Here is a 20,066-nt window from a genome sequence, read left to right as displayed (position 1 = left end):
CCCTTTACCCTAAACCCTTTACCCTGACCCCATGAACCTAAAAAAAACGAACCTCTACTTCGGATTGGCCCTTTTTCTAATCTTCCTCGCCACTGGCTATTATATGAAAACCTCATTTAAGCCCGAACATCTCGACCAGCATGTGATGCGCATGCAAATACGGGCGAACCATATTTATATCTTATTCGTGGCTTTGTTGAACGTCTTGGCCTATAAATGTGACCTCACTTCAGCTTCGAAACGATCGACCGGTATCGACCTAGGCTTCCGTTTGTTGCTTTTAAGTGCCGGGGCACTATCCCTTGTAGCGTTCTGCACCGAACATAGTGGCAATTTAAACCTTAGGACCTGGACGCTTTTCACCGTCATCCTATCCCTTGCCGCCATCGGACTGTTGCTCTTGAACGAAGCGTTCGAATGGGTCTTTGTAAAGAAAAAAAAATGACATTGTATAAACAGCTGTTTTCATCCAAAAAAAATCATCCTAACAAATTAATCACGCTACCATGAAACGTATCCTAATAGCCGGAGCGTCCGGAATGATCGGGGAAGGCATCCTGCAACAGGCTTTGGAGGATGACACGGTCAGTGCCGTGGTATCCTTGGTACGCCGCCCAAGCCCACACCAGCATTCGAAATTGCAGGAGATAGCGGTGGCCGATTTTAACGAATATGGAGCGCATCAAAAGGCCTTTCAAGACCTCGATGCCGCCTTTTTCTGTATCGGGGTGTATACGGGTCAGGTACCGAACGACGCGTTTAAGGAAATCACGGTCGATTATGCCGTTGCCTTCGCCAAAGCCTTGGCGAACCACAGTCCCAAAGCGAAGCTCTGTCTCTTGAGCGGTGCCGGGGCCGACCGTACCGAACGCAGCAGAACGGCCTTCGCGAAGTTCAAAGGCATGGCCGAGAACCAGATCAGTGCACTCGGTTTGGATTTCTACGCCTTTAGACCCGCCTATATTTATCCCGTCACCCCACGAAAGGAACCCAACCTGATGTACCGCATCAGCAGAACGCTTTACCCGCTGATCAAGGCATTTGGCCCTAACGTCAGCATCCCATCGACCGACTTGGCCCAAGCGATGTTCAAAGTGGGGCTACAAGGCGGGCCGCAAGAAATTTTGGAGAATAGGGATATCCGTTCCCTCGTGACCCCTGCTGAAGGATCTTAAGCGGGCCCCGAAGGGCTAAAAACCGATGGCTTTTGTTATCTTAGTTGGGATGGTCGTCGCCATCTACCTAACCCGATACACCTGAACCAATGAGTGATGCATTACAAACCATGATCGCCAACATGCCCGAGAAGACCGGAAAGTCCTTGGAAGAATGGAAGGCCCTCTTGCAACAAAAAGCTTTTGCCAAACATTCGGAAGGGGTCAAGTACCTCAAATCGGAACATGGGGTCACCCATGGTTTCGCCAACACCATCGTGAGCCTGTCCAAAGAAGACACCAAAGCGCCAGACGATTTGGTCGCGGCACAATACAACGGGAAAGAAGCCCTAAAACCCCTCTATGAGACCTTGATCGCTTATGTGGGGTCGCTAGGCGCGGATGTGACCATCACCCCGAAGAAAGGAAGCGTCAGTATCATCCGGAAACGGCAGTTTTTGTTGATCAAACCGGCTACCAAAACCCGAATCGACCTTGGGTTCAAACTCAAAGGCAAACCCACGACCGATCGGCTTGAAAACTCCGGTCCCTTTGGCACCATGTGCACCCATAGGGTACGACTGACCGAGGCCTCCGAAATCGATGGGGAGTTGAAGGAATGGATCAGCGAGGCATATGGACTATCGGTGTAGGACCCAACGGTAGGCACATGACCGACGATTTCAGACCTCCCATTAAAACCCGAACTACCGACGAATTGTTGCAGATCGTTGGGGCGGCCGACAAGTGGAACCCCAAGGCGGTACGCTTGGCCCGTGCCGAATTGGAAGCTCGGGAAGTACCGGACAAGAAAATCAAAACCGCCGCCTACCTTTCGAAAAAGCGGGACCGGATCGAAAAACAACAGCTGGCGAAAGAAAGCTACCATGTCTGTGATTTTATCCTGAACCCCATCCCTACCCTCTTCGAAATTTTGTTTTCCTGGGAATTGAAAAAAGACGGCTACCATCGCAAAGCGCGACAACAATACTACTTTCGCATCGGCATCGGCATATTGATCTTGATTTTGGTCATTGCCTCGTATTGGCCAGTATAGGGCCTCGAAATTTTATTCCTTTTCTTGACACTTTTTCGGTTTTTCGGAGTCCTTAAGGAAACTAACGAAATCCAAGAACAATGAAAACCGGTTTCCTGACCCTCTGCGCCACGCTGCTATTGATAGGCTGTGCCGACACCACCGAAAAAACGACCAACGCCTTAAACGAACGCATTGCCCAAATCGAGAACGGACTGCAATCGAACTTGCAGATCCAATACGGTGATAGCCTGATCAAAAGCGTGTACGCCCTTGAAGAGCGGATGCACGAATTGCAGATCCCCGGGGTGAGTATCGCGGTCTTGCATCAAGGCGAGCTCCATTGGGCCAAAGGCTACGGTATGGCCGATAGCCTCGAACAGCGCAAAGTAACCCACGAAACGGTATTCCAAGCCGGCTCCATCAGTAAACCGGTGGCCGCCACACGGGCGCACCAATTGGTAGAACAGGGATTGATCCATTTAGACAGCAATGTCAACCACTACCTCAGCAGTTGGAAACTGCCCGACAACGAATTCACGGCTACGGAAAAGGTGACGCTACGGCGGATGCTGAACCATACCGCGGGTTTGACCGTCTGGGGATTTCCGGGCTATGCCCAAGGGGATACGGTGCCTTCGATCCCCGACATTTTGGACGGCAAGGGCAATACCGATGCCGTACGCGTCTACAAGGAACCGGGCGAAAGCTGGCGCTATTCTGGCGGGGGCTATACCATCATGCAGCAGATGATTACCGATATCGAACAACGCCCCTTTGCCGAAATCCTAAAGGACGAGGTCTTGCAACCCTTGGGGATGGCCGCCAGTACCTACGAAAACCCGCTTCCCGAAACCTATCATGGCATCGCCGCCACCGGTTATCATTCCGATGGCAGCCCTGTCGCCGGCAAATGGCACACCTATCCAGAAATGGCTGCAGCGGGACTTTGGACCACCCCATCGGACTTGGTATTGTGGGGCAAGGAAATCCAGCACATTTTAAGCAGTCAGCAAGATGGCTTGTTACAAGCGGCCACAGTAAATGAAATGCTGACCCCCAATGAAGATTCCCAAGGCTTGGGGCCTTACGTGCTGGACCTGACTTTCGGACATGGGGGCGCCGATGAAGGCTTTCGTGCCGAACTATTGGTCTGGAAAGAAACCGCCAATGCCGTGGTGGTCATGGTGAATTCGAACAAGGGAAGCACGATCATCCGAGAGATCCTTCACAGCATCGTCGCCGCCTACGGACTACCCGATTACAAACCCACGGTACGGGTATTCAAGGCCCAGACAGCTTCGGAGTTGGAACGGTTCTCGGGCACCTACGATCTGGGGGAATACGGTCAGGCCCTACTTAAAGTCAAAGACGATGGCTTGGAATTCAGCGGTGATCTCGTTACCGAACCGGTTTTTCTTTGGCCTGAAGCCGATACCACCTTTTTTACCAAAAGTGCGGGGCAACGTTTCCAGTTCACGATTGAAAACGGGGCGGTAACAGGCATCTCTTTTTCGCGGGTATCGGGGACCAAGGTCAACGAATAGTAGGGCCACTTTAGCCATAGGGCTTGTTGGAATGGCGTTGTTTGGCCTAGCATATGAGGGCAATCCGAACCGTGACCGTATAGTTTAACATTCCCTTAGCGAAGGGCTATCCTTCGATACCGTAAATTGGTTGTGATGGAACCTTGGTCTGCCAAGAAGTCCATTGCGAACAACCAAAACCGAAATCCTGCATCCTGAATTCCATTGCAATGAACGGAAGACCCGTTGACTACATCGCAACACGGCTGGCCTTAGTGTTATGCATCGTGTTGAACGCATGCCAAGAACCCCCAAATACCGAATCCCCTAAAATCGCGTATACCGATCTTCTATCGGGTCACGCCTCGATTTACACCATGACCGGCGATGCCGCACCATCCATAAAAAGCACCGAGGTCAAAGGAGGGTATTTGGCTTGGTCGCCCGATGGGAAAAAGTTGGCTTTTTACCATAAATACGACGACCGGAAAACGTGGTCGATCCATACGATGAATGCCGATGGTTCGGACCGGAAACGCTTGACTTTCGCCAAAAATACTTGGGATTACGGCCCGGATTGGTCTCCCGATGGCGAGCAGATCGTTTTTGCAAGAACATATCGAGATACCTTGGGTGTCGCTCATAAAGAAATCTGGATGATGAAGGCCGACGGCAGCGAACAGACCCGACTGGAACCCCTGGTCGGTGGTAGTCCGTTCTTCACCCCCGATGGGCGCATCGTCTATTCGGCAGAGTATGCGAATAAAAAAAGTGAGATCTGCATTGCCAACAGCAATGGAAGCGGTATCGTACAACTTACCGACAACGAGGCCGACGAATGGCATCCCGACGTCTCCGCAGACGGCCAATACATTGCGTTCATGTCGGATCGCGATGGCAATTTCGAAGTCTATACCATGAAAATCGACGGTTCCGATGCAAAACGCCTGACCCATGACGAGGTAGACAATTGGTACCCATCGTGGTCGGCCGATGGTGCGAAATTGATGTATTCGATAAAAACCGGCGAGGAACGCAAAGACCGGGATATCTATATCATGGACGCTGACGGGGCATCCGTTGAAAAAATCATTTCCAAAGGTTCCCAAGCGGCCTGGATGAAATGAGGGGGCTCCTAAAAAAATCGCTATTTTAAAGGCACCGGCCCCCGAAGTATGAAAACACGAACCTATGAAAACACTGACCTTATGGGTGCTCTTGTTGGTTATGGCGATTCCTGCCGGCCAAGCACAGGACATCGACATCCGACTGTATGAAAAAATCCCGATGCGCGATGGCATCCACCTCTCCGCTAACCTTTATTTTCCCGATGCAGAGGCAAATACCCATCCGGTAATCCTCATTTACACGCCTTATGTCAATGATGAGGCGGTCGAGCGGGGCATGTACTTCGCCAAAAACGGCTATGTCTTTATGACCCTCGACCTTAGGGGCCGAGGCAATTCAGAAGGGGTATACCGCCCATTTGAAAAAGACGGAACCGATGGTTACGATGCTATCGAATGGATCAGCCAACAGCCCTGGTGCAATGGCAAGATCGGTATGATGGGCGGTTCATATCGGGGGATGGTACAATGGATGACCTTAAAGAACAAACCGGAAGCCTTGAAAACCATCGTACCCACTGCAGCGGTGGGGCCAGGGATCGACTTCCCGAAATCGGGGGGTATCTTCGGAAATTATACCCTGCAATGGCTCAATTTTACTTCGGGCCGCAGCCGAAACGACAAGCTCTTCCGAAATGGGGTGTTTTGGGGCAAGAAAGAGGAACGGAAATACAAGGAACATATTCCTTTCCAAGATTGGGATAGCCTCGCCCTTGGGGCCCGTGACCCGAATTTCCAAACCTGGATTGCCCATCCTGATTTCGATAACTATTGGCAGGATTTTTATCCTAGCCCAGAAGATTATCGGGATTTCGACCTCCCGATCTTGACCATTACCGGTTATTTTGATGGCGACCAACCCGGGGCCATGACGTATTACGAAGATCACATGACCCATGGCAGGGCCGCCGGTACCGACAAGCACTACCTCCTACTTGGACCCTGGTCGCATGCCGGTACCCGTAACCCGGAAACGGAATTGGGGGGACTCCAATTCGGTGTCGATTCCAAATTGGATATGAAACGCTTGCATTTGGAGTGGTTCGACTGGACCTTGAAAGATGGGCCGAAACCCGCGATCTTGAGAGATCGGGTGGTGTACTACATGATGAACCGCAACCAATGGCAACATGCCCCGACCCTGGCTGACTTGTCCAACGAGGCCCGTATGTATTATTTGAGCAGTCCCGGTTCCGAAGCCAAGCAATTGATCGCTCCGGGACGGCTTTCCGATAGCCCGACCAAAACATCGGATACCGACCTGCTGATCAACAATCCCTTGGATACCGAGGAAGCGCCCAGCTACTCGGGTGCCGATTTCTATACCGCCCCGCTTCCCATCGAAGAAAAGGGCCGCATACTGTACATTTCGGACCCCTTGGCCGAAGACACTGCTTTGGTGGGTCGTTTCGAAGCGGGTTTATACCTATCTATGGACGTACCGGATACCGACCTGCAGCTCACTTTATATGCAATCGATGAAGTAGGTGCAACGACCTATATCGCTGCTGAAATGCTTCGGATGCGCTATCGGGAGGGCTTAGACAAGCCCAAGCTCGTCACCCCGGGAGAAGTCTTTTTCTGTAGCTTCGATGCCCCCTACCTTTCGGCCCTTGAAATTAAAAAAGGAAGTCGCTTCGTTTTGGCCATCCATGCCATGAATTTCTCCTATATGCAAAAAAACTACAACTCCGGAAAGGACGTTTCCACCGAATCCAGGGCCGACGCCAAAAAGGCGGAAATCAAGCTCCACCATTCCCGAAAATATCCAAGCTATTTGAAAATCCCCTTGGGCCGATAACCCCATGCATCCATGATTTTTGTCCAATCTCAAAACAACCATCCATGAAAACAATGACATTCCTGACCTTTGTCGGCGACCAATGCGGCAAAGCTACCGAAGCCCTCAAGCTGTATACCTCGCTATTCCCTGATTCGAAAATGGACAAGATTACCCACTACCGAGAGGGGGAACCCGGTGGTACCCCCGAATTGATCAAGTACGGGGAGTTTACGCTAAACGGCACTACCTATGGGGTGTCCGAAAGCAACTATTCCCACAAATGGTCTTTTACCCCTGGGGTGTCCCTATTGGTCACCGATACCTCAGCGGCACGGATCACCTATCTTTTTGAATCGCTCTCTGCCAACGGCGGTCAGATCATGGTGCCCTTGGATAACTACCAAGGAGAAGGGGATTATGGTTTCGGGGAAAAATTCGGATGGTGCGAAGATCCCTATGGCATTTCGTGGCAATTCATCCTTAATCCTTAACGGCCTGAACAAAACGCCCCTCGGGTAGTCAAACCGATAGTATTCGCAATAATCCCCTTTATCCTATGCAAAAAACAGCCTTATCCACCCTTGGTTTCCTACTCCTTGCATGCTTCGGTTTCGGCCAAGCGCAGGGCACGCCCAATATCGTCGGAACCAATTATGAATTGGATTCGGAACACCTCAATGGAAAACGTACCATCCAGGTACACCTGCCCCCGGACTATGCCGAATCAGAGGCCGACTATCCGGTACTATATCTATTGGATGGGCAATTCTTCTACGAATATGCAGTAAGCCTAAGCCAGAAATTCAAGCAATCGCGGCGCACACCGGACTTTATCATCGTTGGGATTTCGACCAGCTACCCCCAACGTTTCCGTCATTTTTCGAATGGGAAGGACGACTTTGTCGCTTTTCTAAAATCCGATCTGCTGCCTTTTGTAAAAGACAACTTCCGCACCAATGGGGAACAGCTCCTTTTTGGATGGGAATATGCCGGTAGTTTGGCCTTTCATATCATGGTCAACGAACAAATCCCCTTCAACGCCTTCCTCTTGGCGAGCCCTTTCCCGATTTGGGATGCCATAGCGGCCCTTGACGGGAAAACCGCTAGGAACAGCATGCTGTACTTCTCGGTGAGCCCCGATGAATACCAGGTCAATCACGGCACCGAAAAATTGGATACCTGGTTGGCGAGCAAAGACATCCCCGGATTGGATTGGTCCTATGCCCAACTCCCGAATGACGAACACCATTCGACCGGCTATCCGACCCTTTACCATGGGTTGCGGCAGTATTTCAAATACTATCCGGAATTCCAGGAAGATTCCTTCAAAAAATTCATCAAGGCCGGTGGCCTGGACTATGCCAAGGCATATAGCGCGCAAAGAGCGGAGACTTTCGGTTTTGATCCCGAACTCTCTTCCTGGTCAAAATTCACCATCATCCGGGCCGCCATGCGGGCCAACGATTACGGCCATTTTACAAGCTATTGCGATGCCTTTGTCACCGATGCCTTTATCGCCGACCTTAAATTCAGGATGTTGGATATTGCCGACTTCCACGAAATCAACGGGCATCCTGAAAAAGCGGTCGCCGTTTACGAAGGTTTGTTGCCTTTATATCCCGATTCGGAAAACCTCTTGCGGCGGATGGCTAAGACCTATGCGGCCATGGGCTCGGAAAATGAGGCCAAGAACTACAGGAAAAGGGCCGAAAAGGTTGCCAAATCGAAAAATTGAGGGCGCTTCGAAGAAAAACCCAAGGATATCGGTGATGATCGTCTATCTTGACTTCCATACGATGGTTGGGGACACAAGTCCACCGAGCCTAGGTAAAACCCATATCCGTAAACCTTGCATTTGAAACCAAAAGAAAAACAGGTCGGTTGGCTGGGGCTTCTCGCCCCCACACTGCTACTACTGGCCTTGTTGGTATTCGGAAGCTTGAATCCTGAATTTCGGTTTCAGGAAGATTTCATCAGCAAGCTAGGTGCCCAAGGAGCGCCGAACGCCCTAGGATTCAACCTCATCGGCTTCGGTGCCGTAGGCATACTCCTAACCGGCTTCGGATTCGGCTATGGGCGATTGCTGCATGATAGACTGTTGGCTATACTTCTGGCCTTTTTCGGTATTGGATTCGCCTTTACCGGCTTACCCATCGACTTTGAGGAAGCCGATAGTGCGGTGTCGAAAGCCCATATTGTGGCCATCTGTTTGGGACTGGCCGCTTGGTTGTTCGGTCTATCACGCCTTGGGGCCAACCACAATCTGGAACCAAGGGTCCGAAAACGGGCCAATCGGACCGCGGTACTGTTGGTTTTGGCCATCATCGGTTTTGTAGCCGGACTGTGGTCAATGCCCATGACCCATCGCTTGGTGTTCTTGGTGGTTTTTGGATGGACGGCAATCACCGCGGTAAAATTGCTAAAACCATGATCTCAATAAAAAGCTATTCACGATACTTGATGGTGGGTCTTCTTATTGGACTCTCGGCAGGCAGCTGCAAAACGGAAAGCAAACCACCGGCCGATGCTCCAAAAGAGGTTCAACCAAATTGGCCGACCAACGGATGGACCTACGCTGACAGCTCACGAACCGCTCCATTTAGAAAAGCCATCGACTCCTTTGCGGGTACCTACTCCTTAGTGGTGGTTCAAGACGGAAGTATTCTCTTCGACCACTACCAAACCCCGTATGCCAAAGACAGCTTAATCCATGTGAACTCTTGCACCAAAACCCTGATCGCCCTCTTGTTCGGGGCGGTTTTCGAAACCGACTTTGGTCAGCAGGAAAACCGGCCGATAACGGCCTTTTTCCCGGAGTATGCCATTAAAGATCCCAAGATGCATGAGATCCAAGTGAAGCATTTACTAGCGATGAACAGTGGGCTGCGATGGGAAGGGGGCATCGACGCCAATGACGTGATCCAAATGTCGGAAACCGAGGATTGGGCTCGATATGTGTTCGCGCGGGACATTATGGAACCACCCGGAACGGCATTCCACTACAACAGCGGAGGCTCCCAAGTGGTGGCCACCCTCCTACACCGACAGACCCCAGAAGGCTTGCTCGCCTATGCCCAAAAGCAACTCTTCGAACCTATGGGCATATCGAATTACGAATGGGACCTGACTCCTAAGGGCATCCCCAAGGCCGGCTGGGGCCTCCATATGAACATGGAAGACCTGGCTAAACTGGGCTACCTCGCAGTAAACAAGGGCCAATGGGGCAGCGACCAGCTCGTGCCCGCAGCATGGATTACCCAAATGTATGCCAACCCCATCCCTGCAAATAGCGCTTACGATTACGGCTATCAGGTCTGGTTGCCCAAGGCGCTTGGGACGGAAGTGATCTTGTTCCGGGGCAGTTATCCCCCATCCACCAAGATCGTCGCCGTCATCCCCGAATTCAATGCCGTCATGGTCTATGTTGGGGAGAACTACAACACCAACGACCTGCTCCGGGAGCACATCATCCCGATTTTGAGGGGTGAAAAGGCACCCATGGCCTCCCCTTGAAGTCCAGGTGGTTGTACCTGGTGCCATCCCTACCCCTATGTCCCTGTAAAACCCTAACTTTAAGTCCAATGCGTGACGCGAACATTGCTCTCGAAAAAGGCCAAGCTGGTTTTATATGCTATTGAAAATCGTACTGCATCTTTTGGTCATCGTCCTCCTCACGGCAATCACCCAAATCGGGGGGCTCATTTATCTCTTGGCCCTGCCCTGGGTTAAAAAAAAGGCACCCAAACGCCGGCTGAAACGCCTCGGGATTTTCGCAGTTCTGTACCTCGTAGCGACCTTTTTGGTGGTGCCATTCCTGGCCCCGAAATTCGGAAGGGAAAAAATCAAGGAAACCGAATTCGTGCAGGCGCATTCGTTTTTTTACAAATTTGCGAACCGCAACTATGTGCGCCCGGAGCTCAATCGGGCGATCAGTGATATCGCCACCCGCTACAACGAAAGGAACAGCGGAATCCAATTGGTCTATCTCGATGCGAACTTCCCCTTTGTCGACGGCTTCCCCCTACTACCCCATCGCAGTCATGATGACGGAAAAAAAGTAGATGTCACTTTGGTGTATGAAGCTGACGGAAAGCTGACGAACAAAAAACCCTCGGTCAGTGGGTATGGGGTATTCGAAGGACCCAAGCCCCGGGAATACGATCAGATCGGTCGCTGTAAACAGGATGGCCATTGGCAATACGATTTCCCGAAATACCTGAGTTTTGGGAACATCAACCATGACATCAGCTTTTCGAAAAAAGGCACGCGGGATCTGGCCCGAACCATCGCTCGCCAACGGGAAGTCGGCAAACTGTTCATCGAACCCCATCTGAAAATCCGACTGGGATTGACCAGTACCAAGGTGCGCTACCATGGTTGTCGGGCAGTGCGCCATGACGACCACATCCACTTCCAATTGCGATAAGACCCTTTTGGCAAAGGAAACCCCCGTGCTTTAGCTTGGATTTGCCCCCAATTCACTACCTTCATTATCCGATACCAAGCCCGACCATTTATCGGGTAACAAGTCTGATTTCAATTCAAAACACTACCGCCCATGAGACCGTTTTTGACCTTCGTCCTATTCCTTTGGTCCTTCACCCTAACGCAGGCCCAAACCCTGGATACCGACAAACTGGACCGTTATTTCGAAGTACTCTCCGAAAACGACAAATTCATGGGTAGCATTGCCGTTTCGAAAGACGGACAGCTTATCTATACCAAGTCCGTCGGCTATGCCGATCAAGCGCAAGGCCTAGAGGCCACCGAAAAAACCAAATACCGAATCGGCTCGATTACAAAATCGTTTACCGCCGTACTCATCTTCAAGGCCCGTGAACAAGGCCTATTGGACTTGGAGACCACCATTGACCAATGGTTTCCGGAGGTTCCCAATGCCTCGGAAATCACGGTGAGTCATTTGTTGAACCATCGTAGTGGCATATTCAATTTCACCAACGACCCCGACTATTTGACCTGGAACACCGAAGCGAAGAGCGAAGAAGAAATGGTCGCCCTCGTGGTAGCTGGGGGTAGTGTGTTCAAACCCGACAGCAGGGCCGAATACAGCAACTCGAATTATGTGCTGTTGACCTTTATCCTAGAAAAGGTGTTCAAAGCTTCCTATGCCGATTTGGTGCGGATCCATATCACCGAGCCCATTGAGCTTAAAGACACTTATGTGTTCGGAAAGATGAACACTGCGGATAACGAAAGTAAGTCCTACCAATACGCGGGCTTGTGGAAGGAAGAGGCCGAAACCGACTTTACCATTCCCTTAGGGGCCGGGGCCATTACCGCCACGGCCAGTGATTTGACCCGCTTCGGGGATGCCTTGTTCGGTGGGCGCTTGTTGCAAGAGGAAAGCCTTAAACTCATGATTACGATTACCGATGGGTACGGACGGGGGATCTTCCAAGTACCCTTTCACGAGCGTACCGGCTATGGCCATTCGGGCGGTATCGACGGTTTCCGATCCATGTACACCCATTTTCCTGAGGATAAGTTGACCTATGCCATGACCTCGAACGGACTGAACACAAACAGCAATGCCATCTCCATCGCGGTCTTAAGTGCTGCATACGGCCAGGATTTCGACATTCCGGAATTCAGCACCTACGCCGTAACTGCTGAAGATCTGGATGCCTATTTAGGGGTGTATGCCACGGACCAAATCCCTTTAAAGATCACGGTGACCAAAGAAGGCAATACCTTGATCGCCCAAGGCAGTGGGCAACCTCCTTTTGCACTGGAAGCGACGGATCGACACAAATTCAAACTCGATATGGTAGGTGCCGAATTCGAATTCCAACCGGAAAGTAACACCATGGTCTTGTTCCAAGGGGGTGGACAAATCAGCTTTACGAAAGAATAACTTTCCAATCCAAGCAACATGCAACAGCAAAAAATCAGCATATGGCCAATGCTTTGCCTATGTATCATAGGTGGTTCGGGCATCGCACAACAAACCCCTGAGGTGAAAAGTTTCGAAGCGACAGTGAAGATCCTACAGGCAAAACGTTGGGTCGAGGCCGATCGGCAGCCCCAAAAGCCCAAGGCCATGCCCCAATACGATGATGAAAACCCGACCGGATTCGAATTTTTCCGCACCTTCGTTGAAGACGAAGACCTCTCGTATCTCGATTTGGAACGCACCTTTTTCAATCGATCGGAGATCAGCGGATCACGCTTCGTAGCGGCCCGGATGCGGGAATCCAATCTCTGTTGGAACGATTTTTACCATACCGATTTTTCGAAGGCCGACCTGTCGGGCTCCGATATGAGGGCCGCCATCTTCGAGCATGTCAAATTTATCGACACGGATCTCTCGAAGGCCGACCTTCGCCAATCCTCTTTCGAGGCCTGCGACTTTAGCGGCGCCCTCATGAAAGGCACCAAACTGACCCGTGACCAGCAAAAAGGTATGGTCTTAAGTGCGGAACAAATTGCTGCGATCCAATGGATGGACAAAGCAGGTGAGGAACCGGATGGTGGTTAGAAGGCCTCGGCGAACAAAGCTTGGAGACTGGCCCAAGACTTTGCATCGGCATCGGCATCATAGGCCAAAGGCAAATTGAATTTCTCCCCATTGGCATCGGCTTCCTTACTGGTAAAGCTGTGTTTTACCCCAGGATAGGCAATGTATTGGTAGTCGGCTTGGATCGAATCCATGGCACTTTTGAAGGCCGTTATGGATTCTGGGCTGATAAAGGGATCGTCGGCCCCATTGCAGACCAAGACCTTGGCTTTCAATTGTTCACCAGGCATCACGGGGAGTTGAACCCCACTATGGAAGGCGGCAACGGCATCCAAATCGGCACCGGAATTCGCCATGGTCAAGACAACACTCCCTCCAAAACAATAGCCGATGGCGGCGATTTTGTCGGCATCTACCGAGGCATGGGCTTGTAATAGTTCGAGGGCGGCATTGAATCGACCGGTGGCTTCGGGCAGGTTGCCCATGACGCTACTGGCAAATTTTCCGGCATCTTCAGGGTGCTCGGCGAGTTTGCCATCGCCGTACATATCGACGGCCAAGGCGGTATACCCCAATTCGGCCAACATATCGGCCCGTTGGCGCACATAGTCGTTATGCCCCCACCATTCGTGTACGATCAATACCCCAGGGCGTTTTCCTTCGGCATTGGCATCGTAGGCGATATAGCCCTTGAGTTGGGTACTGTCTTTGGCATAGGTGACTTCTTCCCCTTTGACCGCAACGGCTACGGGTTCGGCCACCGTTTCTTCGGCCTTGTTTTCGGTTTTGGATTTACAGGCAGTACCTACGACAAGTAGGGCAACTGCGGCGGATTTTAAAATCGTTTTCATGGTTTCGGAACATTTTGGTTTTTAAAGGTAGCGAATAAACCCAAGGAAATAAAGCATCCCGTCTCATGGGATCAGCACGCTAGGACACTCCTTGAAATCTCTCTTTGATAGCAAAAATATGCGGGCATGCTTAAGCCTTTGACACCACCGACTTTCTTTCTATCTTTAAAAGGCTTATACATGAGCACATTAGCTAACCCTAAAAAACCTATCATGAAAGCGATTACCCTCCTGCTGGCCGCCGTTTTGTTCCTCGGGGCCTGTACCGATCAAAAGGCCATGGACGAGAAAGAGGCCCAATTGGCCGAACTCCAATCCCGACTAGACAGCCTACAACTGGCCCAAGCTTCCGATTACGGGCAAATCGCCCCCTTTATGACCTTTCAAAAGGAAGATGCCGAAACGGCCATGACCTTTTATATGGGCTTGTTCGAAAATTCGGAAATCGTCAGCCTGCAACGTTGGGGCAAAGACGCCCCCAGCAAGGAAGGCACCATCATGCACGCCAGCTTTACCTTGGATGGGCGCTTGTACCGCTGCAGCGACAGCCCCGCGATCCATGAATGGGACTTTACCCCGGCCGTATCCAATTATGTGGAATGTTCTGATGATACCCAACTCAAAACGCTGTTCACCGCCCTAGCTGAAAACGGCCAGGTACTCATGCCCTTGGGCAACTATGGGTTTAGCCAACAATTCGGTTTTGTGCAAGACCGCTTCGGGGTCTCTTGGCAATTGAATTTGCCATAGGGTTTTGAAAGGCCAGGGATGATCAAAACAGTGGGGCAGCCTGCGAATAATTGCTATTTTTAACCCAGAACAATTTCCAATACCTGCATTCCTGAAAGCATTACGCCACATTACCTTTCCTAAAAAATGGATCAGAAACGGCCTGATTTTGGTGCTGATAACGGTCTTGTCCAACCACCTGTTCCAACCCGATAACTCCCCCTTCAGCGATACGTACGAATTTCCTTGGTTCGCCATCGGGGTTTCCATAGGCTTGACTTTGGTGGTGATCATCATCACCGAACTCAACTACCGCTACTACAAGCGCAGTCATTTTGCCCAAAAGATCAATGCACAATCCATTGGACGCTTCTTATTGACCACCTTGGGCTACATCAGCATCGTTTATGTCGCGCTATACTATTCCTTCAACGGGTTTATGGTCGAAACCATCATTCCACTGCTCAACGGCTACGTCATTTCGTTATTGATGTGCGTGGTGGGTATCACAGGCTGGTACGGTCCGGACCTCTATCGACTGCACCGACGTACGGCGATCGAAGGGCAGCTCAAGGTCGACCATGCGGGCAAGATCAGCCTGGTGCCCTTTCAAGAAATCGCCTGGGTGTATAGCGAATATAAAAAAGCGTACATCGTCAAAACCGACGGTCGTTTGGTCCCCACCGATTTTACCTTGAACGAGGTAGAGGAAAAAATCATGGTCCACCGCTTTTATCGTGCTAACCGACAGACTATTTTACATGCGGCTTCCATCGAACAGGTACAGGCTATTGAAAACGGCAAGCTATCGGTACACTTGAAACCGCAACTCAACGATGCGAAGACGGAGCCGATCAACATCAGCCGCTACAAAAAGCAGGAATTCCTGCAGTGGCTCGAAGACACCCCTTAGCCCCCGACGACCATTCGGGCATTTCTTTGCTACCATTCGGTCAAAACCTACGGTATTTGGGGCCTACCACGGGAGCGTACTTCATTTCTTTGTGACTCATCAAAACCATTCACGTCATGAAAAGCAGTACATTGAAATTTTATCTGATTCCCATAACCGTCTTGATCCTAGGTACGATCATGTACTTTATGGGCTATTTCCAAATGATCTTTGCGGCCCTGATCGTCTTGATCGCCAGTGCCCTTGAATACGGCAAGGGGCTATTCGCCTCCATGGGCTTCCAAAGGGCCAAACGCAAAGCTTTCGATTTATTGGTCGTGGCCCCTTTGCTCGCCGCGGTCATCTTTTTTGCCTACCTCTACCTCTTGATCCCCGGAGTGACCTATTTGACGGGTGCCCCAATGGACTTCAGTGCCTTTGAAGTCTACAAAGGGGACCTTCCGGCCATATTGACCCTTACGCTTTTTGCCTGGGTGTCGGCCGCTTTTGGGGAAGAAATCGTGTTTCGCGGGTATTTGATGCGGCAATTCGTCAAATTCTTCGGCGATGGCAAGCTGGCCTTGGTATTGAACATCCTGATCTTTGGGGTGCTCTTCGGGTTTTTGCATGCCTATCAGGGCATTAGTGGGCAAATCATCACCGGCATCATCGGCATGCTCTTGGCAACCATCTTTTACCTCCGCAAATACGACCTTTGGTTCTGTATCGCGTTGCACGGCTTTATCGATACCATTGCCATGGTATTCATCTATTACGGAATTTAAAGGGGAAGGGTTTGGTTGGGGAGGATTCTCGCGAGGAATCCTTACCTTAACCAAACATGAAAAAACTACTGATCCCGATCATCATCATTGCGGCGGCCTGTGCGTCCCCCAAGGAAAAGACCCAGTCGATCTCCGAACTGGCCGATGCCTATTTGGAGCGCATGGCGGCCCGCTATCCGGAAGAGCGGTACTATTTTGACGTCCCTTTTGACGACCACAACCGCTTTTCCGATAACGGTTTGGAGGCCTTGGCCGCCTGGCAGGCCTTTGAAGACAGCCTGTATACCGAACTCCAAGGTTTCGATGCCTCGGGTTTTGCCCAGGCTGACCAGATCACCTACTGGTTGCTGAAAGAGGAATTGGAACGCAGTCAAGCCCTAAGGGCCTGCAAACGCGAACTCTGGGATGTCGATCACAAATGGAACTTCTATAATAATTGGTTGAGCGTTGTCGATTTTCAGCCCGTAGGTAGCGACAGCTTGAGGAAACAGGCCTTGGAACGGTGGAATATTTTTCCCGGCTATGTGGATGTCGAAATCGATAAGTTGGAACACGGCTTGGCCGAGGGCTACAGCATGCCAAAGGAGATCGTGCGTCTGGTCATCGACCAGGTGGATGTATTGTCGGGTTATCGCATTGAGGAATCCCCATTTATGGGTCCGGCCGAACGCGATAGCAGTGCCGCCTTTAAAACGGCCTGGCAAGAACTGGTGCTCGAGCGCATCCATCCCGCCCTAGCGAAATACGGCGATTACCTTAAAAACGATTATTTGCCACAGGCGCGCGATGAAGCCTCGGTCTTGGCGCTACCCACTGGGGAAGCCTGTTATCGGGCCTACATCCGAAGCAATACCACTACCAACCGAACCGGAAAAGACATTTTCGAACAAGGGCTTCAAATCGTGCAAGCCAATAGCGCTACCGTGCAGGACCTGGGGCAACGCCTTTACGGCACTTCCGATTTTACCGAGATCATCGCGGGCATTAAATCCGATTCGACCCTTTATTTCAAAACGGCGGACGAGGTCTTGGCCCACGCCAACGCCATGGTCGATTCGGCCCGACTGAAGTGTGCCGATTGGTTCGACCTATTCCCGAGTTCCGACATGACCGTTAAGCCCTACCTGCCCCATGAATCGGGCATTGGGTCCTATGAAATGGCAACGGACAAGAACCCTGCCTATTTTCGCATCAGCCTGAGGAACCCCGAACGGCAGACCTACCACAACAATGAGAAACTGGCCTTTCACGAGGGATTTCCGGGGCACCATCTGCAATTGGGCATCGAAGGCGACATCGAGGGCTTGCACCCCATCCGTGAGATCATGGGTTTCACCAGTTATGCGGAAGGATGGGCCCGTTATGCCGAACAGCTTTCCGAAGAGATGGGGCTCTACCAACACCAGGCCTCTTTGATCCACCGGCGGTCATGGCCTGCCCGGGGTATGGTCATCGATCCCGCCCTGCACCTCAACCTTTGGCCCCGCGATTCGATCATCGACTTCATGATGGCTTCCGGTATGAGTCATGGCTCGGCGACCCGGCTGTACCAGCGCAGTATCGTATCACCGGCCCAGCTGACCTCCTACGATGTGGGCGGTGAGGAATTCAAAAGCCTACGAAAACAAGCGGAAACGGAATTGCAGGACGATTTCGATATCAAGGAATTCCACAAGGTGGTCTTGGAAAACGGATCCATCCCCTTATCGGCCTTGCGTTTTCAGGTTGAACAGTGGATCGCGCGCAAGCAATCGGGGAACTAGGGCATAGGAACCTCCGGCAAGTTCCTGATTTTGACTTCACAAAAACAGAGCAAATGGCCTGATGTTGCGCTTTTCGGGCCAAGGGATCGTATCTTTGCAAAAAATTTTATAAAACGATGTTAAGTTTCTAGGATTTTCCGTCCAATAAAGGGAAGTCCGCTCCCGAAACAAAGAGCGACCATTGAAATTTGCGATAGTAAGCCTATGAAGATATCTCGCGAAAAAGCCAAGGAAATTTGCACCAAAAGCCAGTATGGTGAAGCCAAATGGTGGGAACTTCTGCAACTCAACATTTTTCTGCTCATCAGCAAGGACTGTGCACGTTTTTCCATGGAAAACCGAAAGCTCACCAGCCTTTGCGAAAATGCTGATTTGGTCAGCCTAAGTGACGAAGACAAACGGACCATGAAGGCGCAGTTGAACGAAAAGTCCGCCAACTAAGGCCGCCTCGGATGGCTTCGGAATCCAAAGTCCAGCAACGAATTAAAAACATACGACCCATGCGTGTATCCCTACTCCTCCTTTGCAGCCTTGTCTCCTTAACGGCGGCTTGCCAATCGAAAACCGCTTCCAAAGAAGCGTCCCAGACCTACCCGATCCAAAAATCGGAGGCCGAATGGAAACAACAGCTCGATGACAAGCAATTCTATGTCTTGCGCCAGCAGGGCACGGAATACGCCTTTACCGGAGCCTATTGGGACAACAAGAAAAAAGGCATCTATTATTCGGCGGCGACCGGGCAACCCCTGTTCAGCTCCGAACATAAATTCAAATCTGGTACCGGTTGGCCCAGCTTTTACAAGCCATTGACAGCGGATGCCGTCATCGAGGTGGTCGATAAAAGCCACGGCATGGTGCGCACCGAAGTGGTCGATAGCGGTAGTGGATCGCATTTGGGCCATGTCTTTAATGACGGACCGGCCCCTACGGGACTCCGCTATTGCATGAATTCCGCTTCCTTACTTTTCGTGGCCGAAGGGGAACCCCTGCCCGACATCGTCAAGCAGTGGCAGGCGCAACAGGCCAAATAAGCAGTGTAGGGATTCCTTCGGAAACATTTTATAGTCCATCCTGGAGAACCGCAGCGGAACTGTGTTGCGTCGGCCGAAAAGCCTACCTTGGTCCTGAATGCAAGTACCGCCATGCGCAAGACCTTTTTCAATTGGAGTACGGGTAAGGATTCGGCCCTCGCCCTATATCGGTTACTACAAGACCAGGAACTGTCGATCGACCGTTTGTTGACCACCGTGAACCGACATCACGACCGGGTTTCCATGCACGGTTTGAGAAGGGAGTTGCTTCTAGACCAAGTCGCGGCGCTGGGCATCGACCACGACACGGTCGAACTGCCTGAAAATCCGACTATGGAGGCTTACAATGCCCTCATGGGCGCCACTGTTGCGGAGCTGAAAGCAGCAGGTTATACCGACTGCGGATTTGGTGACATTTTCCTGGAAGATCTTCGGCAATATCGCGAACGGCAGTTAACGGGCATCCAATGCCATTTTCCCCTCTGGAAACGCGATACCCGTGACCTGTTCTTGGAATTCGTGGACCTGGGCTTTAAGGCCGTGGTGGTGTGCTTGAACGCAACGCTCTTGGACCCCGTCTTCTTGGGTCGCGAACTGGATCGTGATTTTTTAAAGGACCTCCCTCCTGAGGTCGACCCTTGTGGGGAACATGGGGAATTCCATACTTTTTGTTACGACGGCCCGATCTTCAAACGACCCGTTCCTTTTGTTTTGGGCGAGACCATTGAACGGCACTACCCTGCCCCTGAAGGAGATGAACGGGAGACCATGCGTTATGGGTTTATCGATCTCTTGTCCGAAAAGGGTTAGGCAATCGGTATCGAAACCCCGGATGGTAGTGGATTGTAGGGAAAGTCCCCTGATGCTTCTTCATAAAAAAGCAGCCAAAATTCTTGTATCTTGAAGGGGTG

General features: G+C 51.2%; 22 protein-coding genes. 21 read left to right on the top strand and 1 reads right to left on the bottom strand.

The features are described from left to right. Nucleotides 1-31 precede the first annotated feature (31 nt). From ABV409_RS14650 to ABV409_RS14585, 14 genes are all read left to right on the top strand, one after another. Nucleotides 32-445 carry a hypothetical protein gene (locus tag ABV409_RS14650; protein WP_353878367.1) on the top strand — a complete coding sequence of 138 codons (414 nt, stop codon included), beginning with the start codon at nucleotides 32-34 and terminating at the stop codon, nucleotides 443-445. 61 nt (nucleotides 446-506) lie between these two features. Continuing rightward, nucleotides 507-1,175: an NAD(P)H-binding protein gene (locus ABV409_RS14645; protein ID WP_353878366.1), complete on the top strand. Its 669-nt coding sequence runs from the start codon at nucleotides 507-509 to the stop codon at nucleotides 1,173-1,175. A gap of 89 nt (nucleotides 1,176-1,264) precedes the next feature. Further along, entirely contained in the window at nucleotides 1,265-1,807 is a 543-nt protein-coding gene (locus tag ABV409_RS14640; protein WP_353878365.1) for a DUF4287 domain-containing protein, read from the top strand. A gap of 17 nt (nucleotides 1,808-1,824) precedes the next feature. Next, complete coding sequence (locus tag ABV409_RS14635; protein ID WP_353878364.1) at nucleotides 1,825-2,211, top strand: hypothetical protein; 387 nt, start codon at nucleotides 1,825-1,827, stop codon at nucleotides 2,209-2,211. Between the two features lie 80 nt (nucleotides 2,212-2,291). Further along, nucleotides 2,292-3,737, top strand: a complete 1,446-nt coding sequence (locus ABV409_RS14630) for a serine hydrolase (RefSeq protein WP_353878363.1) — start codon at nucleotides 2,292-2,294, stop codon at nucleotides 3,735-3,737. 209 nt (nucleotides 3,738-3,946) lie between these two features. Further along, a complete protein-coding gene (locus ABV409_RS16720) occupies nucleotides 3,947-4,843 on the top strand; it encodes a TolB family protein (RefSeq protein ID WP_353878362.1) in 897 nt (298 codons plus the stop codon). Between the two features lie 64 nt (nucleotides 4,844-4,907). After that, nucleotides 4,908-6,644, top strand: a complete 1,737-nt coding sequence (locus ABV409_RS14620; protein ID WP_353878361.1) for a CocE/NonD family hydrolase — start codon at nucleotides 4,908-4,910, stop codon at nucleotides 6,642-6,644. 44 nt (nucleotides 6,645-6,688) lie between these two features. Further along, a complete protein-coding gene (locus ABV409_RS14615) occupies nucleotides 6,689-7,117 on the top strand; it encodes a VOC family protein (RefSeq protein WP_353878360.1) in 429 nt (142 codons plus the stop codon). Between the two features lie 65 nt (nucleotides 7,118-7,182). After that, entirely contained in the window at nucleotides 7,183-8,361 is a 1,179-nt protein-coding gene (locus ABV409_RS14610; RefSeq protein ID WP_353878359.1) for an alpha/beta hydrolase-fold protein, read from the top strand. A 120-nt stretch (nucleotides 8,362-8,481) separates the two neighbouring features. Beyond that, nucleotides 8,482-9,057, top strand: coding sequence for a DUF998 domain-containing protein (locus ABV409_RS14605; protein ID WP_353878358.1), 576 nt, complete (start codon nucleotides 8,482-8,484; stop codon nucleotides 9,055-9,057). Further along, the gene (locus ABV409_RS14600) at nucleotides 9,054-10,139 is read left to right on the top strand and encodes a serine hydrolase domain-containing protein (protein WP_353878357.1); all 1,086 of its coding nucleotides are present in this window, start codon (nucleotides 9,054-9,056) and stop codon (nucleotides 10,137-10,139) included. Before ABV409_RS14605 ends, ABV409_RS14600 begins: the two co-directional genes overlap by 4 nt. Nucleotides 10,140-10,254: 115 nt before the next feature. Continuing rightward, nucleotides 10,255-11,052 (top strand): hypothetical protein, encoded by a 798-nt coding sequence (locus ABV409_RS14595; protein WP_353878356.1) that lies wholly within the window; start codon nucleotides 10,255-10,257, stop codon nucleotides 11,050-11,052. Nucleotides 11,053-11,184: 132 nt separating this feature from the next. Next, on the top strand, nucleotides 11,185-12,501 hold the full coding sequence (locus ABV409_RS14590; protein WP_353878355.1) for a serine hydrolase domain-containing protein: 1,317 nt from the start codon (nucleotides 11,185-11,187) through the stop codon (nucleotides 12,499-12,501). Between the two features lie 18 nt (nucleotides 12,502-12,519). After that, complete coding sequence (locus ABV409_RS14585; RefSeq protein ID WP_353878354.1) at nucleotides 12,520-13,125, top strand: pentapeptide repeat-containing protein; 606 nt, start codon at nucleotides 12,520-12,522, stop codon at nucleotides 13,123-13,125. Here the strand turns inward: ABV409_RS14585 and ABV409_RS14580 are convergent. Further along, complete coding sequence (locus ABV409_RS14580) at nucleotides 13,122-13,955, bottom strand: dienelactone hydrolase family protein (RefSeq protein ID WP_353878353.1); 834 nt, start codon at nucleotides 13,953-13,955, stop codon at nucleotides 13,122-13,124. The genes ABV409_RS14585 and ABV409_RS14580 overlap by 4 nt on opposite strands. A 213-nt stretch (nucleotides 13,956-14,168) precedes the next feature. On the opposite strand from ABV409_RS14580, the gene ABV409_RS14575 reads away from it, so the two are divergent. The 7 genes from ABV409_RS14575 (at nucleotide 14,169) to ABV409_RS14545 (ending at nucleotide 19,965) form a co-directional block, all read left to right on the top strand. Continuing rightward, the gene (locus ABV409_RS14575; RefSeq protein WP_353878352.1) at nucleotides 14,169-14,705 is read left to right on the top strand and encodes a VOC family protein; all 537 of its coding nucleotides are present in this window, start codon (nucleotides 14,169-14,171) and stop codon (nucleotides 14,703-14,705) included. Between the two features lie 151 nt (nucleotides 14,706-14,856). Then, the gene (locus ABV409_RS14570) at nucleotides 14,857-15,597 is read left to right on the top strand and encodes a LytTR family transcriptional regulator DNA-binding domain-containing protein (RefSeq protein WP_353878564.1); all 741 of its coding nucleotides are present in this window, start codon (nucleotides 14,857-14,859) and stop codon (nucleotides 15,595-15,597) included. A gap of 116 nt (nucleotides 15,598-15,713) precedes the next feature. After that, a complete protein-coding gene (locus ABV409_RS14565) occupies nucleotides 15,714-16,361 on the top strand; it encodes a CPBP family intramembrane glutamic endopeptidase (RefSeq protein WP_353878351.1) in 648 nt (215 codons plus the stop codon). 56 nt (nucleotides 16,362-16,417) lie between these two features. Further along, a complete protein-coding gene (locus ABV409_RS14560) occupies nucleotides 16,418-18,124 on the top strand; it encodes a DUF885 domain-containing protein (RefSeq protein WP_353878350.1) in 1,707 nt (568 codons plus the stop codon). 204 nt (nucleotides 18,125-18,328) lie between these two features. Continuing rightward, nucleotides 18,329-18,565, top strand: a complete 237-nt coding sequence (locus tag ABV409_RS14555) for a hypothetical protein (RefSeq protein ID WP_353878349.1) — start codon at nucleotides 18,329-18,331, stop codon at nucleotides 18,563-18,565. 59 nt (nucleotides 18,566-18,624) lie between these two features. Further along, nucleotides 18,625-19,155, top strand: a complete 531-nt coding sequence (gene msrB / locus ABV409_RS14550) for a peptide-methionine (R)-S-oxide reductase MsrB (protein WP_353878348.1) — start codon at nucleotides 18,625-18,627, stop codon at nucleotides 19,153-19,155. Nucleotides 19,156-19,242: 87 nt separating this feature from the next. After that, entirely contained in the window at nucleotides 19,243-19,965 is a 723-nt protein-coding gene (locus tag ABV409_RS14545) for a Dph6-related ATP pyrophosphatase (RefSeq protein ID WP_353878347.1), read from the top strand. Nucleotides 19,966-20,066: the final 101 nt, after the last annotated feature.

It is taken from the genome of Flagellimonas algarum (assembly GCF_040513375.1).
Lineage (GTDB): Bacteria > Bacteroidota > Bacteroidia > Flavobacteriales > Flavobacteriaceae > Flagellimonas_B > Flagellimonas_B algarum.
Note: the sequence above shows the minus strand (reverse complement) of the source record. Positions and strands in the feature narration are given on the sequence as shown.

Excerpts from the sequence above, each read along its gene's own strand:
- ABV409_RS14650 (WP_353878367.1), top strand. The coding sequence starts at position 32 with ATGAACCTAAAAAAAACGAACCTCTACTTCGGATTGGCCCTTTTTCTA.
- ABV409_RS14645 (WP_353878366.1), top strand. The coding sequence starts at position 507 with ATGAAACGTATCCTAATAGCCGGAGCGTCCGGAATGATCGGGGAAGGC.
- ABV409_RS14640 (WP_353878365.1), top strand. The coding sequence starts at position 1,265 with ATGAGTGATGCATTACAAACCATGATCGCCAACATGCCCGAGAAGACC.
- ABV409_RS14635 (WP_353878364.1), top strand. The coding sequence starts at position 1,825 with ATGACCGACGATTTCAGACCTCCCATTAAAACCCGAACTACCGACGAA.
- ABV409_RS14630 (WP_353878363.1), top strand. The coding sequence starts at position 2,292 with ATGAAAACCGGTTTCCTGACCCTCTGCGCCACGCTGCTATTGATAGGC.
- ABV409_RS16720 (WP_353878362.1), top strand. The coding sequence starts at position 3,947 with ATGAACGGAAGACCCGTTGACTACATCGCAACACGGCTGGCCTTAGTG.
- ABV409_RS14620 (WP_353878361.1), top strand. The coding sequence starts at position 4,908 with ATGAAAACACTGACCTTATGGGTGCTCTTGTTGGTTATGGCGATTCCT.
- ABV409_RS14615 (WP_353878360.1), top strand. The coding sequence starts at position 6,689 with ATGAAAACAATGACATTCCTGACCTTTGTCGGCGACCAATGCGGCAAA.
- ABV409_RS14610 (WP_353878359.1), top strand. The coding sequence starts at position 7,183 with ATGCAAAAAACAGCCTTATCCACCCTTGGTTTCCTACTCCTTGCATGC.
- ABV409_RS14600 (WP_353878357.1), top strand. The coding sequence starts at position 9,054 with ATGATCTCAATAAAAAGCTATTCACGATACTTGATGGTGGGTCTTCTT.
- ABV409_RS14595 (WP_353878356.1), top strand. The coding sequence starts at position 10,255 with ATGCTATTGAAAATCGTACTGCATCTTTTGGTCATCGTCCTCCTCACG.
- ABV409_RS14590 (WP_353878355.1), top strand. The coding sequence starts at position 11,185 with ATGAGACCGTTTTTGACCTTCGTCCTATTCCTTTGGTCCTTCACCCTA.
- ABV409_RS14585 (WP_353878354.1), top strand. The coding sequence starts at position 12,520 with ATGCAACAGCAAAAAATCAGCATATGGCCAATGCTTTGCCTATGTATC.
- ABV409_RS14580 (WP_353878353.1), bottom strand. The coding sequence starts at position 13,955 with ATGAAAACGATTTTAAAATCCGCCGCAGTTGCCCTACTTGTCGTAGGT.
- ABV409_RS14575 (WP_353878352.1), top strand. The coding sequence starts at position 14,169 with ATGAAAGCGATTACCCTCCTGCTGGCCGCCGTTTTGTTCCTCGGGGCC.
- ABV409_RS14565 (WP_353878351.1), top strand. The coding sequence starts at position 15,714 with ATGAAAAGCAGTACATTGAAATTTTATCTGATTCCCATAACCGTCTTG.
- ABV409_RS14560 (WP_353878350.1), top strand. The coding sequence starts at position 16,418 with ATGAAAAAACTACTGATCCCGATCATCATCATTGCGGCGGCCTGTGCG.
- ABV409_RS14555 (WP_353878349.1), top strand. The coding sequence starts at position 18,329 with ATGAAGATATCTCGCGAAAAAGCCAAGGAAATTTGCACCAAAAGCCAG.
- msrB (WP_353878348.1), top strand. The coding sequence starts at position 18,625 with ATGCGTGTATCCCTACTCCTCCTTTGCAGCCTTGTCTCCTTAACGGCG.